Below are 16,477 nucleotides of genomic sequence, written 5' to 3' on the forward strand. Positions count from 1 at the left end.
CAGTAGTGAAACGATGCATCGCCGATGGTAGTGTGGGGTTTCCCCATGTGAGAGTAGGTCATCGTCAAGATTAAATTCCGAAACCCCATTTGCGAGAGCAGATGGGGTTTTGTTTTGGGCGGTCGAAAAGCAGACCTTACTATCAGCGACGCTCACCCATGAGCCTAAGCCCAAGCCCCTTCACATCAAAACCCCTTCTCCCTGATCAACTCAATAAGCGCCCTCAACCCGGCAGGCACATGGCGTCGACCCGGGTAATAGAGGCGCAGCTTGTCATAGGCGGGCGTCCAGTCTTCCAGCACGCGTACCAGTGTTCCTTGCGCGAGGTCCGTGGCGGCGTTCCATTCCGTCAGGTAAGTCAGCCCCATTCCCGCTCTGGCGGCTTGAAGCATCAAAGTGGGGTTATCAAGCGTCAGCGCACCTTGTACATCCACCGCAATCGCTTCACCGTGACGTGCAAACTCCCAACGATAGATCGCACCGCTCGGCATTCGACTGCGTATGCACTCATGGGCGCCCAGATCCAGGGGGCTTAAAGGGGCAGGGCGCCTGGCAAAGTAGGCAGGGCTGCCCAATACCGCGAACCGCTGAGGCGGACTGATATCGACAGCGATCATATCTTGCGCAACGCTATCGCCCAGGCGGATCCCGGCATCAAATCCTTGCGCCACGATATCGACAAGGCGCCCTTCAGTGACGATATCCACCTTCATTTGCGGATAGCGCTGCATGTACTCCAGCAGCAGTGGCATCACCTGCTTGGCGGCGCCTGCTGAAGTATTAAGGCGCAGAGTACCGCTCGGTGCGGCCTGACTATTCCCCGCTTGTTCAAGCGCCATACGGATGGTCGACAGGGCGGGCGTCACCGTGCGCACAAACTCCGCGCCAATCTCCGAAAGGGACACGCTGCGCGTCGTGCGATTGAACAATCGCACACCCATTCGTGCCTCAAGCGCGGCGACCGAGTGACTCAGCGCCGACGTAGACACATTCAACTCTGTCGCCGCCGCCCGAAAGCTGCGATGCCGGGCGACTGCCAAGATTGCTTCCAGCTCGTTCAATCCCGATGTGTTCATTGTCCTGAATTTCTCATCAAGTCGTTCCGATTTGTGCGGATTATCAGATCAATCATAGTGGCTTACCGTAGGGCATACCAATTGAGTGCCTTCGGAGGCTCCATGCTTCAGATCAACCAGATCTACATAAATGGTCAGTTCGTGACGCCCCACGGTGAAGAACGATTCGACCTGTTCAACCCCGCGACCGCCGAGCCCATTGCTCAGGTCCGCCTGGCTGACGAGCACGACGCAATCAGCGCGATCAGCGCCGCCAAGCAGGCATTTCCCGAGTTTTCCCGTACACCCAAAGCGACGCGCGTTATTTACCTCAAGCGCATGCACGCAGCCGTAGCCTCTGTAGAAGCGGAGCTCACTGCCGCCATTATTCTTGAGTACGGAGCGCCGTTATCGCGTGCGCAATGGATGGCCAAGCATGCCGCGAGCGTGCTGCTGGACGCCGCAAACGTATTGGATGATTACGCCTTTACACGGCGCATCGGTATCGCCGAAGTGACCCTGCAACCCCTCGGCGTTGCCGGGCTCATCACACCTTGGAACAGCAATGCCGGTTTCATCTGCGGCAAGCTGGCTGCGGCGTTAGCCGCCGGGTGTACGGCGGTGATAAAACCCAGCGAAATGAGCGCCCTGCAGACCTCCATCGTCACGCGCGCGTTGCACGAAGCGGGTTTGCCGCCAGGAGTGTTCAACATCGTCACGGGCCGAGGTGAAACCGTCGGTGCCGTGCTGAGCACGCACCCGGATATTGCGAAAGTCTCGTTTACCGGGTCTACCGCCGTCGGCAAACAAATCCTGCGTGCCGGCGCTGAAACCTTGAAACGAATCACGCTCGAATTGGGTGGGAAATCTCCGGTACTGATTCTCGAGGATGCCGATCTCGCTAGCGCTGTACCCATGGCCATTCAAGCCGGTTTCATGAACAGCGGCCAAGCCTGTATCGCCGGCACCCGCATTCTTGTACCCGCCCACCGCCTGGCAGAAGTCGAAGCATTGATGGTCGAGGCAGTGGCGAAGGTCCAGGCGGGTGACCCCAATGACCCTGCCACCAGCGTTGGCCCCATGGTGAGCCTCAAGCAATGGCAGCGCGTCCAGCGATACATACACATCGGCATGGAAGAGGGCGCCCGCTTATTGGTCGGTGGTCCAGGATTGCCAGAGGGCGTCACCACGGGTTGGTTTGTGAAACCTACGGTCTTCAGCCGTGTGTCGAACCAGATGACCATCGCTCGTGAAGAGATTTTCGGCCCCGTCCTGTCGATCATCACCTACAGCGACGAGGAAGAAGCCCTGGCGATAGCCAATGACACGGCCTACGGCCTCCAGGCGTACATCCTGTCTTCGGATCTGCCAAAGGCCCACGCACTGGCCACGCGCATCGAGGCGGGCCGCGTGCTTATCAATACGTTGGCCCACGAACCTCGCGCCCCCTTTGGTGGGTTCAAACAGTCAGGTATCGGCCGCGAGTGCGGGACGTTCGGTTTGGAGGCATTTCTGGAGCCAAAATCCGTCCTGTCCTGACAAAACGGCATGCCGTTGGGGAAATCGATGCAAAGTGTTTCTGCATTTTTGGTATGGTGCAGCACATTTTCACAAGGATTGATCTTTTATCCGCAGGATGCGGCGTCGACCTTCTTCAACGAGATGCTGTAGAAATGCCTGAACCGATACCGATCAAGGATCACGAAAAAGAAAACCGCCTGGTCAACAAGCGCCTGCTTGCCTGCGCACTGCTGGTGATCGGCATCACCTGTGCCCTGGTTGGGCGCATGTATTTTCTGCAGGTGGTGCAGTACGACTACCACTCCACGATTTCTGAAAACAACCGCGTCCATGTATTGCCGATCACGCCGACCCGCGGACTGATTTATGACCGCAACGGCGTCGTCCTCGCTGACAACCGCCCCAGCTACAACTTGACCATCACCCGCGAGCGCACCACCGACCTCAAGGGCGAATTGGACGCTATCGTCAGCCTGTTGCATCTGCCAGCCGAAGACCGTGCTGTGTTTGACAAGGCGCTCAAGCAAGCCCGCCATCCTTTTGTGCCCGTCACGCTGTTCTATGAACTGACCGAAGAACAAATCGCCGTATTGGCCGTGAACGAATTCCGTTTGCCTGGCGTAGACGTCGAGCCGCAATTTGTCCGCCACTATCCATTGGGCGCGCATTTCGCCCATTCCATTGGCTACGTCGGCCGCATCAACGAGAAAGAATCCAAGGCCCTCGATTCGGTGGAGTACCGCGGTACCCAGTCCATCGGCAAAACCGGTATAGAACGCTTCTACGAGTCCGAACTGCACGGCCACGTCGGCTACGAAGAGGTCGAGACCAACGCCCAGGGCCGTGTGTTGCGCGTGCTCAAGCACACCGACCCGATTCCCGGCAAAAACATCGTATTGAGCCTCGACGTCCACCTCCAGGAAGCCGCTGAAGAAGCGCTGGGAGATCGTCGCGGTTCGGTGGTTGCCCTCGACCCGCAGACCGGCGAAGTACTGGCCATGGTCAGCAAGCCGAGCTTCGACCCCAACAGTTTTGTGACCGGGATCAGCTTCAAGGAATACGCCGCCCTGCACGATTCCATCGACCGCCCGCTGTTCAATCGCGTACTGCGCGGGCTGTACGCGCCGGGTTCGACCATCAAACCCGAGGTGGCCATCGCTGGCCTCGACAGCGGTGTGGTCACAGCGCAAACCCGCGTGTTCGATCCCGGTTACTACCAGTTGCCCGATTTTGACCACAAATACCGCAACTGGAACCACAGCGGCGACGGTTGGGTGGACATGGATGCCGCGATCATGCGGTCCAACGACACCTACTTCTATGACTTGGCCCACAAGCTCGGCATTGATCGTCTGCACGATTACCTGGCCGAATTCGGCCTTGGCCAGAAAGTGTCCCTGGACATGTTCGAAGAGTCAGCAGGCCTGATGCCATCCCAAGCCTGGAAGCGCGCAACCCGCCGCCAGCCCTGGTTCCCGGGTGAAACCGTGATCCTTGGCATCGGCCAGGGCTACATGCAGGTCACGCCGCTGCAATTGGCCCAGGCCACCGCGCTGATTGCCAACAAAGGCGTGTGGAACCGTCCGCACCTGGCCAAGACGATCAACGGCGTGCCGCCGGTGGATAATAACCCGATGCCGAACGTGGTCCTCAAGGACCCGCGCGACTGGGAGCAGGTCAACCACGGCATGCAGCTGGTTATGCATGATCCGCGTGGTATCGCGCGGGCGGCCGCACAGGGTGCGCAGTACCGTATCGCCGGCAAGAGTGGTACGGCGCAGGTGGTCGCGATCAAGCAGGGCGAACGCTACGACCGTAACAAGACGCTGGAGCGCCACCGTGACAACGCCTTGTTCGTGGGGTTTGCGCCAGCGGAACATCCGAAGATCGTGATCTCGGTGATGATCGAGAACGGCGAGGCCGGTGGCCGCGTGGCGGGCCCGGTGGTGCGGCAGATCATGGACGCCTGGCTACTGGATCAGGACGGTCACCTGAAGCCGCAATATGCGACGCCCGCCAAGGCGCCCGGAGACCCGCACGTCTGAGTCACACCTTCCACGCGTCCCACTGCTCCACGCCTTCATGTGCCAGCCATGGCACATCGTGGGCTGTCCAGATGTGCGAGGTGGGCCGTACGCCAGGATCATCGTCCAGCGTCGCCACTCGCACAATCACATGGGGTTGATGCCCTCGCTCGGCCATCAGATGTGAGCCGCAGCGAGAGCAGAAATGCCTGAGCTTGCCCGGCGAAGATTCATACGAGGATAAAAGCGCCTCACCTTGTGTCCAGCGAAAGTGCTCGCGCATCACCCCTGCGGTTGCCACAAAAGGCGCCGCATGCACTTTGCGGCAGCTTTCGCAGTGGCAGTGGCTGATGGGCATATCCAGGCTGTCGAGTTGATACTGCACAGCCTTGCAAAAACAACTTCCGTGGAGCTGTTGACTCATTGCGTGCCATCTCAAAGGGGGAGGGCACAATCTACCTTTTGCGGGCACGCTGCGCATTAGAGTCATACAAGTCGTTACCCTTATTCCTACATTGCTTTAAATTGCAAGGCGTTCTCATTCGTACGCAACATCACTATGCCTCTGTCTACTGTGCCTCACACTTCTCGTGAACCCGTTGGGCAGCTCTACGGCGATCACCACCGCTGGCTGGTCAGTTGGCTGCGCGCACGCCTGGGTTGCTCACAGCAGGCGGCGGAACTGGCTCAAGACACCTTTGTCCGCTTGTTGCTGGCCGAACGCACTCAGCCCGTGGCCGCTGAATTGAAAGAGCCCCGGCACTTTCTGGTGACGGTTGCCAAGCGTGTGATGATCGACAGTTTCGCCACAAAGCCCCTGAGCAAGCATACCTCCAGGCCTTGGCCGAACAACCGCAGGGCTCTGCCATTTCGCCGGAAGGTTCCTACACCACCGGCGCCACCAGCACTGCGACCAAGCTGCCGCTGTCCCTGCGCGAAACGCCGCAGTCGGTCAGCGTAGTCACCCGCCAACTGGTGGATGACCAGCACCTGTCCACGCTCAACGAAGTGCTGGCCAACTACCAGGTGGACGAGCACTTGTCCGTGGGGCTGAACGTCAACAACCTGTTCGACAAGAAATACTACGACGGCATGGGCACGTTCAACTCTGGCTCCTACGGCGAGCCGCGTAATGCGATGGTCAACGCCAAGTGGAAATTCTGAGGGTCTAGCACTGCCAGTGCGTGGCCGAAAAGGTTGCGCATTGGTCGATGTCGCCTACTGTCAATGGAGGAGGTGACTTATGCATGTACTAGATCGCATCGAACGAAAAGTCCTGCTCAATGCTTCACGTAAGCAGGTGTGGGAGGCACTCACCGATGCCGAACAGTTTGGCAGCTGGTTCGGTATCGCCCTCAAGGGCAAAGCCTTCGCTGCCGGGGAAACCCTCGAAGCGCCGATCACTTACCCGGGTTACGAGCATGTGACCTGGAAGGCCAGGATCGAACGTATCCTGCCGCAAACCCTGTTTTCTTTCTGGTGGCACCCTTATGCGGTCGAGAAAGGGGTCGATTACGACAAGGAGACGCCCACCCTGGTGGAATTCACCATCGAAGACCGGGCTCCTGGCATTCTGCTGCGGGTGGTGGAATCCGGTTTTAATGCCGTGCCCGAAGCCCGTCGCCAAAAAGCTTTCAAGATGAATTCCCGTGGCTGGGACGAACAAATGGGCAACATCGAAACCTACCTCAACCAAGCCTGACCTCTTGTAGTGAGCGGGCTTGCCCCGCGCGGCGGTGTACCAGCCACCTGAAGCTAACCTGACACACCGCTGCGCGGGGCAAGCCCGCTCACTACAAGCTGTCAGCCTTCGTGGGCCGTGGTGATTTCCAGGGTGTCGGTGAAGGTCACCAACACACTCTGCCCCACCTTGAGGTCTTTAAGCCCCGCACGAATCTCCGGTTTTTCCACATTCAGCACCTTGGTCGCCCCCGTCGGGTTTTCCAGGGTGACCTGGTTTTTCTTCAGGTCGATGTGGGTGATCTTCAACTGCACCTGCACCTGGCGGAACGCTGCGCCGCCGGGGTTCGGGTTGTCGGCGGTCGCACGGATTACGCCGGTTTTTTCACTGGCATCCGGTGCACTTTTGTCGACGTCGGTATCGAGCACGGCCGCAACCGAATGGGTGGTCAGCACTTTGACTTGATCACCTACCTTGAGATTGCCCAGGTCCTTGGCATCCTCGCTGAGCTGCACATGCACCGGGTTGCCTTGGGCGCCCGCCAGCACCACTTGATGCTTGGCAGCATCCACCGACAGCACCTTGGTGGTCACTTCATCGGCTTCAAGGGATTTGGACAGCGGGATGTCGGCGGCGTAGGCGAGGTTGCCGGCGGCCAAAAGTGTGGCCAGGGTAATGGCCTGGCGAAGCGTGCGAACAGTGTTCATTGAGTGGACTTCCCTGTGAGTGAAGCCCTGAGTCTAGTGGCGAGCCGGCGATGCGCAACTGCGCCGGCTCGCCCTCCAGTCAAACGTTTAGAAATCCACCGTCGCCGACAGCTTGGCCACGCGCGGATCGCCCTGGGTCAGGTAACCCCCGAGTGCCGACTCCCAGTACTTGGTGTTCGCGACGTTCTCCACGGTCGCGCCCAGCGTCACATCACGCTGTTGCACCTTGAAGCTGTAGCGTGCACCCACATCGAAGCGGTTCCACGTTGGCAGGCTCAAGTTGTTGGCGGCGTCGGCGTACTGGCCACCGGTACGCAGCATGCGGCCGTTGACCGTCACGCCTTGCAGGCCTGGCACATCCCAATCTACCCCGGCGTTGAGCTGGAACGAAGGCACGCCGACCGCACGGTTGCCGTCATTGGCGCCGCCCGCGGTACCGCTGACTTCGGTGTGGATGATCGTCGCGCCGCCCAGCAGGCGCAGGCCGGCAACAGGCTCGCCGAAGACGTTCAACTCGACGCCCTTGTTGACCTGCTCACCCTGGAACACAAACGTCGCGGTGCCGTCCCCGTTCAGCTCAGAGTAACCCTGGGTCGGTTGTTCGATGCGGTACACACCCAGCGTTGCGCCGTAGCTGCCCATGTCCACTTTCACCCCGGCCTCGGTCTGCTTCGAGCGGGCGGGTGCGAAGGTCTGGTTCTTGTTGATCACGTTGGCGCCGGCAAAGGTCGTCGGTGCGGTCGGCCCGGACGCCAGGCCTTCGATATGGTTGGCGTAGAACGACACATGGTCCCACGGTTTGAACACCAGGCCGTACACCGGCGTGGTGATGCCCTTGTCGTAGTTGGCCGTGCGCTCGCCGGTGCCGTAGGCATAGCCTTGTACCACCAGTTCCTGACGGCGCAGGCCGGCGGTGAACAGCACGCGGTCATCCAGGAAACCAAAGGTGTCCGACACCGCTGCACTGCGGGCGAAGGTCTTGGCGGTGATGCCCGGGTCGTTCATGTCGCCACCCGTGAAGCTGCCCTTGACCGGCTGCGCCACGTCGACCGGGTTGTAGATATTGCTGGCGTGCCCGGTGAAGTCAAAGTCGTAGGCATTGCGAGACTGGGTCCAGATCCCGGTCAAACCGACGTTCAGTTTATGGCTGACGGCGCCGGTCTGGAACTTGCCGTTGAGGCCGGCCATCAGGCTGGTGTTGTCTTCCTGGTGGGCGATGCGCGAGCCGGTCACGGTGGCGTTGCCCAGGGTGTCGTTCACGGTGGTCGAAGAGTAACGCCCGATCTCGTTGGTGTGCTTGGCACCGGCTGCAAGGTAGGCCGTCCAGTTGTCGTTGAGGTCGTACTCGCCACGCAGCATGCCGAAGGTATCTTCCAGGCTGGTGGTCGCCCAGCTAGGCGCGTAGTTGGTGTCGGCCGAAGGGGCGTCGGGAATGTGGGTCAGTGTTTGCCCGAGGAACACCGAGTTGCGCCCGCCGTTGACCTGCTGCTTCTGGTACACGAAGTCTCCCGACAAGCGCAGGGCATCACCACGGTAGTCCAGGCCGACCGAGAACAGCTTCGAGCGCTGGCTCTCATCGTCCACACCGGTATCGCCTTCGCGCTGGGAGAGGTTCACCCGCGCGCCAAAGCGGTTGTCTTCGCCGAAGCGCTGGCCGATGTCCAGGTGTTCGCCCACCCGGCCGTCGTTGCTGATGTCGGTGCTGAAGCGGCGCAGCGGCACGTCGTCGGCGCGCTTGGGTTGCAGGTTCACACCGCCCCCAATGCCTGAACCCCCTGGAGTCACGCCATTGATGAAGGCGTTGGGGCCCTTGAACACTTCAACCCGCTCCAAGGCATCGGTGGACATGAGCTGCCGCGGCACGATGCCGTACAGGCCGTTGAACGAGATATCGTCGCCATTGAGCGGCAGGCCACGAATCACAAAGGCCTGCGATTGGTTGGCATACCCTGACGCCTGGCGCACCGAGGAGTCGTTGAGCAACACATCGCCAACGGTTTGCGCCTGTTGGTCGCGGATCAGTTTTTCGGTGTAGGAAGACATGCTGAACGGCGCGTCCATGATGTCCTGGTTGCCCAGCACACCCAACTGGCCACCTCTTGCCACTTGGCCACCGGCATAGACTGGGGGCAGGGCACTTGGCGCTGGCGCATCGGCGTTGATGTTGGTGGCGCCCAACTCCAGTGTGTTGCCGTCCTGACGGTTATTCGCATCCTGCGGGGTGACGGGGGCGGCAGCGTGAGCGCCAAGGCTCAAGGAGCAGCAAAGGGCGAGCAGGGTGGGGCGAAACGGCACGGAAAGTCGGGTACGGGTGGGCATGGTCGATCCTGACGGCGAACCGTCACTGTGAGGAATGGGGCAACAACGTTGCGCGTCCTCGCTGCGCGGATACGACTCCGATGCAAATGATAGTGATTGTTATTAATGTTTTGCAACAAATTTGTCGGATTGCGGTCTGCGTGCGCGTTAACGTGCCGCGTTTGTGCAGATGCCGAGTAGAATCACGCCCTGAAAGCGATTCCAGAGGTGCGGTACGGTGGATTTACAGCAGGGTTTTGTCCTGACCCGGCATTGGCGCGATACCCCGACGGGCACGGAGGTCAGCTTCTGGCTGGCCACCGACGCCGGCCCGCGGTTTATCCGACTCCCCATGCAGACGTCGGTGATGTTTATCCCCGAGGCCCACCGCAAGCCGCTGGACGGGTTGCTCAAGGGCGAGCGCGACATCGAGCTGCGCCCGCTGCAGTTGCAGGACTTTCATCATCGCCCGGTGTTGGGCCTCTACACCCGCCAGCACCGCCAGGCGATGGACGTGGAAAAGCGCCTGCGCGCAGCCGGTGTCGATGTCTATGAAGGCGACGTGCGCCCGCCCGAGCGCTACATGATGGAGCGTTTCATCACCGCCCCCGTGTGGTTCGGCGGCACCCCCGACGCCAACGGTGCGCTGTCCGAGGCGCAGATGAAACCGGCCCCCGACTACCGTCCGCCGCTCAAGCTGGTGTCCCTCGACATCGAGACCACCGCCCAGGGCGACCTCTATTCCATCGCCCTCGAAGGCTGCGGCGAGCGCCAGGTGTACATGCTCGGCCCGCCCAACAAGGCCGACGCGGTCGACTTCAAACTCGATTACTGCGACACCCGCGCCCAGTTGCTCGAACGCCTCAACCAATGGCTGGCCCAGCACGACCCCGATGCAATCATCGGCTGGAACCTCGTGCAGTTCGACCTTCGCGTGCTCCACGAACATGCCCAGCGCCTCAAGGTGCCGTTGATGCTAGGCCGGGGCGACGAGCCCATGGCCTGGCGCGAGCACGGCAGCCGCACCCATTATTTCGCGGCGGCGGCGGGACGGCTGATCATCGACGGCATCGAAGCCCTGCGTTCGGCCACCTGGAGTTTTGAATCCTTCAGCCTGGAGAACGTCGCGCAAACCCTGCTCGGCGAAGGCAAGGACATCTCCACGCCGTACCAGCGCATGGATGAAATCAACCGCATGTTCGCCGAGGACAAGCCCGCCTTGGCGCGCTACAACCTCAAGGACTGCGAGCTGGTCACGCGGATTTTCGAGAAGACCGAGCTGCTCAAGTTCCTGCTGGAACGGGCCAGCGTCACCGGCCTGCCCGCCGACCGCAGCGGCGGTTCCGTCGCCGCCTTCACGCACCTGTACATGCCGCTGATGCACCGCCAGGGTTTCGTCGCGCCGAACCTGGGCGACAAACCACCCCAGGCCAGCCCCGGTGGATTTGTCATGGACTCGCGCCCCGGCCTCTACGAATCAGTGCTGGTGCTCGACTACAAAAGCCTCTACCCGTCGATCATCCGCAGCTTTCTCATCGACCCGGTGGGCCTGGTCGAAGGCCTCAAGCACCCCGATGACAGCGAGTCGGTAGAGGGCTTTCGCGGTGCGCGTTTCTCCCGCACCCGACACTGCCTGCCGTCCATCGTCGCGCGGGTTTCCGAAGGCCGCGAAGTGGCCAAGCGCGAACACAACGCGCCGCTGTCCCAGGCACTCAAAATCATCATGAACGCCTTCTACGGCGTGCTGGGCTCCAGCGGCTGTCGCTTCTTCGATACGCGCCTGGCGTCCTCGATCACGATGCGCGGCCACCAGATCATGCGCCAGACCCGCGCGCTGGTAGAGGCCCAGGGGTATGAGGTGATCTACGGCGACACCGACTCCACCTTCGTCTGGCTCGGCAGTGCCCATTCCCAGGACGACGCCAGCCGCATCGGCCTGGCGCTGGTGCAGCACGTCAACGACTGGTGGCGCGAGCACTTGCGCAGCGAGTTCGGCCTGCAAAGCGCCTTGGAATTGCAGTACGAAACCCACTTCAGCCGCTTCCTCATGCCCACCATCCGTGGCGCGGAGGAGGGCAGCAAAAAGCGCTACGCCGGCTTGGTGGTGCGTGGCGATGGCAGCGAAGAAATGGTCTACAAAGGCCTGGAAACCGTGCGCAGCGACTGGTCGCCCCTGGCGCGGCAGTTCCAGCAGGAGCTTTATCAACGCATCTTCCATCGCCAGCCCCATCAGGACTACGTGCGTGACTACGTGCGGCGCACCCTGAGCGGCGAACTGGACGACCTGCTGATCTACCGCAAGCGCCTGCGCCGTCAACTGGACGACTACGAGCGCAACGTGCCGCCCCATGTGCGTGCCGCGCGCCTGGCGGATGACTACAACGATCGCCTGGGGCGTCCGCGCCAGTACCAGCGCGGTGGCTGGATCAGCTACGTGATCAGCGTCAATGGCCCCGAACCGCTGGAAGTGCGCCAAGCGCCCATCGACTACGACCACTACGTCACCCGGCAATTGCAGCCGGTGGCCGACGCGATCCTGCCGTTCGTGGACGACGATTTCAGCACCCTGGTGGGTGGGCAAATGGGCCTGTTTTAAAACGCTTGATTCGTGCGGGCGCAAGCCTGCACTCTCTGTCTCTGACGACCCTCAGACGGCAGCACCTCCATGACCCAGATCACCCTGACCGGCACCACGGTCGAACTCCAACCCCTGCTCCGCGACCACAAGGCCGCCTTGCTTGAAGCCGCCGCCGATGGCGAACTGTGGAACCTCAAGGTCACCAATGTCCCGGGGCCGGACACGGTTGATAAGTACATCGACACCGCCCTGGCCGGGCGTGATGCGGGCACCGTCATTCCGTTCACCATCGTGCGCCGTGACAGCGGCCAGGTGGTGGGCAGTACGCGGTTCTGGAAGGTCGACCGGGTCAATCGCAAGCTGGAAATCGGCCACACCTGGCTGGCGCAATCCACGCAAAAAAGCGCGGTCAACACCGAAGCCAAACTGCTGTTGCTGACCTACGCCTTCGAAGTACTCGACTGCGTGCGCGTACAATTCACCACCGACGAACTCAACGAGAAATCTCGCGCCGCGATCCTGCGCCTGGGCGCCGTGCAGGAAGGCATCGTGCGCCACGAACGCATCATGCCCGACGGGCGCAAGCGCAACTCGGTGCGCTTCAGCATCATCGATTCGGAATGGCCGCAGGTGAAGGCCGGTTTGCAGGCCAAACTGCAACGCTAGGAGGAAAGGCCCATGTACACGCTTTATGGCATCGACGAATCCGGCTCCTGCATGATCGAAATCGCCCTGCAGCGCTGCGCGGTGCCGTGGCGACGGGTCGACGCGGCCTCATGGGCCGAGGGCGAGGGCAGTGATGAACTGGCGCGCATCAACCCGCTCAAGCAGGTGCCCACTTTGGTGACGCCGGATGGCCAGGTGCTGACGGAGAGCGCCGCGATCCTGATCCACCTGGGCCTGGAATTTCCGGGCGCCGACCTGCTGGGCGGCAACCGTGCACAGGTCATCCGCGGCCTGGTGTACATCGCCGCCAATTGCTACTCGGCCATCGGCATCATCGACTACCCGCAACGCTGGCTGGGCAACGTCAATGAAACGGTGCAGACACAGCTGGTCACCGGCACCCGGCGCTACCTGCACCAGGCCTGGGTGGTGTTCGCCGACCAGTTTGCCGAGCAGTTGTTTGCTCCAAGCGGCGAGCCGAATGCACTGGGCCTGATGGCGGCGGCAGTGTCGCGTTGGGACGAATCACGGGAGGCGTTGAACGGCCTCGCCCCGGGCTTTGCACAAACCCTGGCCCAAGTGGACGCCGACCCCATCGTGGCCCCCGTGTTTGCACGGCATTGGCCGCAGTGGAAGGTCTCATGATGTTTCCGTAATCAGTGGAAACAATCACCGCAGACCCGGTCCAACCCCTTGCGTAGCGGGCGTCCTGACCTACGCTTTCTTAAAGTGGTGTAGGAATCATCCTTGAATTTGACTGTCGCAGACATGAAACTCAAGAACCCTGCATGGAATTGAAAGGAGGTGCGCATGCTCATCCGGTCGCTGACCCTGGCTACCTTGATGGCTTTTACGGGGCCGCTGTTGGCCGCTGATGATATCAACCCGCTCAAGCAGGATTTGGGCAAATCACGCCCGCTGGTGGTGGTGGAGCTGGACTCCGGCAACCCGACCCTGGCCACCCTCAAGAAGCAATTGAACGAGCCCGCCACCAAGCAGTCCTTCGAAGAACGCAACATGGTGTTCTACACCGTGTCATTCGGCAGCATCGGTGCCGAAGGCGAGAAGTTCGCCAAGGACCCCAAAGACAGCAAAAAGCTCACGCCACCGGAAACCAACGCCCTGATCCGCGCCCTCAAGCTGGGTGCCGGCAGCGGTACCAAGGTGATTCTGGTGGGCAAGGACGGCGAGAAGAAAGTCGAGAAGACTGTGCCACCGGACACCCTCGACCTGAAGGAATTCTTCAGCGCCATCGACCAGATGCCCCAGGCTGAAAAAGACCTGGCCGCACCGGCCGAACCCGAGCCTGCTGCGGCGCCTCCCGCCAAAGGGGCCAAGCCCGCCAAACCGGCCAAGCCGGAAAAAGCCGGCAGCAAGCCAGCCCCCCAACAACTCGACGACTAAACACATAACCCCTGTGGGAGCGAGCAAGCCCGCTCCCACATTTGTTCAGCGTTGTTCTTGAGATGACTTACGCACCGGAAACGGGAAGTAGAAGAACCGCAAGAACGCCACCCGCTTGATCACTTCCCCGATCAACAACGGCACCACCACCGCCACCACAAAACCCACGCACGCCGCGACAAACGCGTGCAGCCCCAGCCGCTCCAGCAGGTCAACCGTCTTGTGCTGGATCTCACCGTGGAAGATCAGCAGGATCAGGGTGTTCTGGCCAATGTAGGTCATCGCCCGTGTGATGAGGGTCGACACCATCAGCACCCGCGCCAGTGACCAGCACGCGTACACGCCGAGCACCGCCAGCAGGCTGGTCCACAGCCAGTGGTCATAGCGCCGTTGCGCCAGGTCCATGGTGGCGTGGCTGCCAAGGAACACGGCGGCGAACAACGCCACCGAAATCACCAGCGCCAGCCACGATCCTTCGTGCCGACGCAGCCAGTCGCGCAGCAGGTAGCCGCAGATGAAGTAGGTGCTGCTGATCAGCGTGATTTCGAGGCCGAAGGGCAGGCCGGGCACCACCCAGGTCTGGCCACCGATGCTCACCGGTACCTGCCAGAACCACGGCAGTATCCAGATGCCGATCAACAGTTGCAGCACCATCAGCAGGCAGCTCACCGGCAGTGACAGCTTCAGGCGCTGGATCAGGCGCAGCATCACCCAACTGAACAGGATCGCTACCCAGAAGTGCGGCAGAAACCAAAGCGCCTGCCAGGGAATGGTGTCCACCGAGGCATACAGAACGCCGCCGATGTCCGGTAGCAGGGGTTGGCCGCGCAGTACGTCGCGTACGATCACATACACCAGCATCGTGAAGAAAAACGGCTTGAGCAGGCCGTCGGCCTTGCGCACCGCCATCTCCACAAACGGCTGCTCGGGTTTGAAGAACACACCGGACAGGAAAAAAAACAGCGGCAATATGAACGAGGCGATGATCGGGTACTGCAGCTCCAGCGAGTTCGCCACGAACCAACTGTGACCGTACACGATCATCAAGATGCCGATGCCCTTGGCAATGTCCATTTGAATCCAACGATGCTTCACGTGACCTCTCCCTCTCTATAAACCCCTACAGCGCGCCTCACGCCTTGCGCCACGGCTTCAACCACAGCCCCATCCCAAGCAACACCACCGCCCCCGCCAGGGTGCTCAGCCCCAGTTGCAGCCACACGCCATCAATTCGAAACAACGCCAACGCCGCCAACCCCATTACCAGCGCACTGAGCCCCCATTGCCGGGCCCAGGGCAGGTCGCCGAGCAGCGATTGACGCTGCATCAGCAGCAACGCCGTGCAGATCACCCCCGCCAGCGCCGCCAACGGAATGCCCGCCAAGCCGAACACAAAGGGCAGGGCGCCGAGCAATACAACGTTGACCAGGCTGCCGAGCAGTTCACAACGCAGCGGCTGGCGCGTGTCGCCGGCCGCGTAGGCATAACGCGCCAGCAACGCGTTCCAGGCACCGAACACCAGCGGCACGGCAAACCAGGCCAGCAGCAACGGCAACGGCGAATCGGCCGATTGCTTGGGCAGCAGCAAGGCCACCAGGCTCGGCGCGGCGGCCACCAGGCCCACACCGGCCGGTAAGGTCAGCACGCTGGCGGTTTCCAGGCCGCGCTTGAGCAGGGCCAGGCGCTCATCGCCCTGGCGCCGGCTCATCATGCCCAGCAGTACCTGGTTGAGGCTCATCAGCGCAATCAGCGGCAGGTTCATCAGCTTGCGCGCCAGGTTGACCCAGGTCACCGCGCCTTCACCGAGCAACGACGCCACCAGCCGCTCGATCAACGCCAAGCCCTGGCTGGCGCCGTTGCTCAACAGCAATGGGCCGATGCGTTGGCCCAATTCCCGCAGCGGTGTAAAGGACAGTTGCCAGCGCCACGGCCGCCAGCCCAGGCGCCAGATCGACGGCAGCAGTGCCAACGGCATCAACAAGCTGCCGGCCAGGCACGCCAATGCCAGGGAGTGCGGTTGCGTGGCGGTGCCGGCCAGGGCGAGGTAGGTCACCGGCGGCAGGTTGAAGAGCAGCGAGCCCAACCCCGCCAGCACAAAGCGTTCGCTGGCCTGCAACGGAATACTGAACAGCGCATGCAGCATCAACCCCGGCACGCACCAGGCCACGATCTGCAGGTTGCTACTGGCCAAGGCTGTGGCGCTGGTTGCCAAACCGGGGCCGAGCAACTGCACCAGCCAGGGCGCCAACACCGTCAGCAGCAGACCTGTGACCAGGGCAATCAACATCAACGCCGGAAACAGCACCGCCAGCCAATCCAGGCGCTCGCCGTCCTTGCGCTCCAGGTACAACGGCAACGCGGCGGCACTGAGCACGCCACCGGCCAATGACATGCGTAACGCTTCGGGCAAGAACAGCGCGATCAGGAACGCATCGCTGCGCTCTCCCGCACCCCAGGCCGCCACCAGCAACCATTCACGGGCGAACCCCAGGCACAGGCCCAGCAGGGTCGCCAGGGTCAGCCAGACGGCGGAGCCGAGCATG

14 protein-coding genes and 1 pseudogene are annotated in these 16,477 nt (G+C 61.6%); 9 read left to right on the plus strand and 6 right to left on the minus strand.

The annotated features are described in order from the left end of the window. Positions 1-185 precede the first annotated feature (185 nt). Positions 186-1,076: a LysR family transcriptional regulator gene (locus M2394_RS20730; RefSeq protein WP_259174368.1), complete on the minus strand. Its 891-nt coding sequence runs from the start codon at positions 1,074-1,076 to the stop codon at positions 186-188. A 102-nt stretch (positions 1,077-1,178) separates the two neighbouring features. Between M2394_RS20730 and M2394_RS20735 the strand changes: the two genes are divergently transcribed. Both M2394_RS20735 and mrdA read left to right on the plus strand, forming a co-directional pair. Next, entirely contained in the window at positions 1,179-2,594 is a 1,416-nt protein-coding gene (locus tag M2394_RS20735; RefSeq protein ID WP_259174369.1) for an aldehyde dehydrogenase family protein, read from the plus strand. Between the two features lie 134 nt (positions 2,595-2,728). Then, positions 2,729-4,621: a penicillin-binding protein 2 gene (gene mrdA, locus M2394_RS20740; protein ID WP_259174370.1), complete on the plus strand. Its 1,893-nt coding sequence runs from the start codon at positions 2,729-2,731 to the stop codon at positions 4,619-4,621. A 1-nt stretch (position 4,622) separates the two neighbouring features. Here the strand turns inward: mrdA and M2394_RS20745 are convergent, their stop codons facing one another. Next, positions 4,623-5,024: a GFA family protein gene (locus tag M2394_RS20745; RefSeq protein ID WP_178925823.1), complete on the minus strand. Its 402-nt coding sequence runs from the start codon at positions 5,022-5,024 to the stop codon at positions 4,623-4,625. Positions 5,025-5,159: 135 nt separating this feature from the next. Here M2394_RS20745 and M2394_RS20750 point away from each other — a divergent pair, with 135 nt between their 5' ends. The 3 genes and pseudogenes from M2394_RS20750 to M2394_RS20760 all read left to right on the plus strand — a co-directional run bounded on the left by M2394_RS20750 (position 5,160) and on the right by M2394_RS20760 (position 6,302). Further along, complete coding sequence (locus tag M2394_RS20750; RefSeq protein ID WP_310522025.1) at positions 5,160-5,561, plus strand: sigma factor; 402 nt, start codon at positions 5,160-5,162, stop codon at positions 5,559-5,561. After that, positions 5,480-5,764: pseudogene (locus tag M2394_RS30395) on the plus strand (hypothetical protein); the annotation flags it as partial. The gene M2394_RS20750 and the pseudogene M2394_RS30395, both read left to right, overlap by 82 nt. Positions 5,765-5,843: 79 nt before the next feature. Next, a complete protein-coding gene (locus M2394_RS20760; RefSeq protein WP_178925824.1) occupies positions 5,844-6,302 on the plus strand; it encodes an SRPBCC family protein in 459 nt (152 codons plus the stop codon). A 101-nt stretch (positions 6,303-6,403) separates the two neighbouring features. On the opposite strand, the gene M2394_RS20765 is transcribed toward M2394_RS20760, so the two are convergent. After that, positions 6,404-6,988: a hypothetical protein gene (locus M2394_RS20765; RefSeq protein WP_259174371.1), complete on the minus strand. Its 585-nt coding sequence runs from the start codon at positions 6,986-6,988 to the stop codon at positions 6,404-6,406. 87 nt (positions 6,989-7,075) lie between these two features. Then, a complete protein-coding gene (locus M2394_RS20770) occupies positions 7,076-9,307 on the minus strand; it encodes a TonB-dependent siderophore receptor (RefSeq protein WP_259174372.1) in 2,232 nt (743 codons plus the stop codon). A 217-nt stretch (positions 9,308-9,524) separates the two neighbouring features. Here M2394_RS20770 and M2394_RS20775 point away from each other — a divergent pair, with 217 nt between their 5' ends. The 4 genes from M2394_RS20775 (at position 9,525) to M2394_RS20790 (ending at position 13,934) form a co-directional block, all read left to right on the plus strand. Next, positions 9,525-11,882: a DNA polymerase II gene (locus M2394_RS20775; RefSeq protein ID WP_259174373.1), complete on the plus strand. Its 2,358-nt coding sequence runs from the start codon at positions 9,525-9,527 to the stop codon at positions 11,880-11,882. A gap of 69 nt (positions 11,883-11,951) precedes the next feature. Then, on the plus strand, positions 11,952-12,530 hold the full coding sequence (locus M2394_RS20780; RefSeq protein WP_178925956.1) for a GNAT family N-acetyltransferase: 579 nt from the start codon (positions 11,952-11,954) through the stop codon (positions 12,528-12,530). 12 nt (positions 12,531-12,542) lie between these two features. Further along, positions 12,543-13,175 (plus strand): glutathione S-transferase N-terminal domain-containing protein, encoded by a 633-nt coding sequence (locus M2394_RS20785; protein ID WP_178925957.1) that lies wholly within the window; start codon positions 12,543-12,545, stop codon positions 13,173-13,175. Positions 13,176-13,340: 165 nt separating this feature from the next. Beyond that, the gene (locus M2394_RS20790; RefSeq protein WP_259174374.1) at positions 13,341-13,934 is read left to right on the plus strand and encodes a DUF4174 domain-containing protein; all 594 of its coding nucleotides are present in this window, start codon (positions 13,341-13,343) and stop codon (positions 13,932-13,934) included. A 45-nt stretch (positions 13,935-13,979) separates the two neighbouring features. Here M2394_RS20790 and M2394_RS20795 read toward each other — a convergent pair whose 3' ends face one another. Together M2394_RS20795 and murJ are read right to left on the minus strand one after the other, a co-directional pair. Next, positions 13,980-15,029: an acyltransferase family protein gene (locus M2394_RS20795; RefSeq protein ID WP_405046580.1), complete on the minus strand. Its 1,050-nt coding sequence runs from the start codon at positions 15,027-15,029 to the stop codon at positions 13,980-13,982. A gap of 37 nt (positions 15,030-15,066) precedes the next feature. Then, positions 15,067-16,476, minus strand: coding sequence for a murein biosynthesis integral membrane protein MurJ (gene murJ / locus M2394_RS20800; RefSeq protein ID WP_259174375.1), 1,410 nt, complete (start codon positions 16,474-16,476; stop codon positions 15,067-15,069). Between the last annotated feature and the right edge of the window lies 1 nt (position 16,477).

Origin of the sequence: Pseudomonas sp. BIGb0164, from assembly GCF_024810135.1 — a bacterium.
Lineage (GTDB): Bacteria > Pseudomonadota > Gammaproteobacteria > Pseudomonadales > Pseudomonadaceae > Aquipseudomonas.

Bases quoted from the DNA above. Each gene is read 5' to 3' on its own strand.
- M2394_RS20745 (WP_178925823.1), bottom strand. From the start codon at position 5,024: ATGAGTCAACAGCTCCACGGAAGTTGTTTTTGCAAGGCTGTGCAGTAT.
- mrdA (WP_259174370.1), top strand. From the start codon at position 2,729: ATGCCTGAACCGATACCGATCAAGGATCACGAAAAAGAAAACCGCCTG.
- M2394_RS20780 (WP_178925956.1), top strand. From the start codon at position 11,952: ATGACCCAGATCACCCTGACCGGCACCACGGTCGAACTCCAACCCCTG.
- M2394_RS20785 (WP_178925957.1), top strand. From the start codon at position 12,543: ATGTACACGCTTTATGGCATCGACGAATCCGGCTCCTGCATGATCGAA.
- M2394_RS20765 (WP_259174371.1), bottom strand. From the start codon at position 6,988: ATGAACACTGTTCGCACGCTTCGCCAGGCCATTACCCTGGCCACACTT.
- M2394_RS20730 (WP_259174368.1), bottom strand. From the start codon at position 1,076: ATGAACACATCGGGATTGAACGAGCTGGAAGCAATCTTGGCAGTCGCC.
- M2394_RS20760 (WP_178925824.1), top strand. From the start codon at position 5,844: ATGCATGTACTAGATCGCATCGAACGAAAAGTCCTGCTCAATGCTTCA.
- M2394_RS20750 (WP_310522025.1), top strand. From the start codon at position 5,160: ATGCCTCTGTCTACTGTGCCTCACACTTCTCGTGAACCCGTTGGGCAG.
- M2394_RS20735 (WP_259174369.1), top strand. From the start codon at position 1,179: ATGCTTCAGATCAACCAGATCTACATAAATGGTCAGTTCGTGACGCCC.
- M2394_RS20770 (WP_259174372.1), bottom strand. From the start codon at position 9,307: ATGCCCACCCGTACCCGACTTTCCGTGCCGTTTCGCCCCACCCTGCTC.
- murJ (WP_259174375.1), bottom strand. From the start codon at position 16,476: ATGCTCGGCTCCGCCGTCTGGCTGACCCTGGCGACCCTGCTGGGCCTG.
- M2394_RS20790 (WP_259174374.1), top strand. From the start codon at position 13,341: ATGCTCATCCGGTCGCTGACCCTGGCTACCTTGATGGCTTTTACGGGG.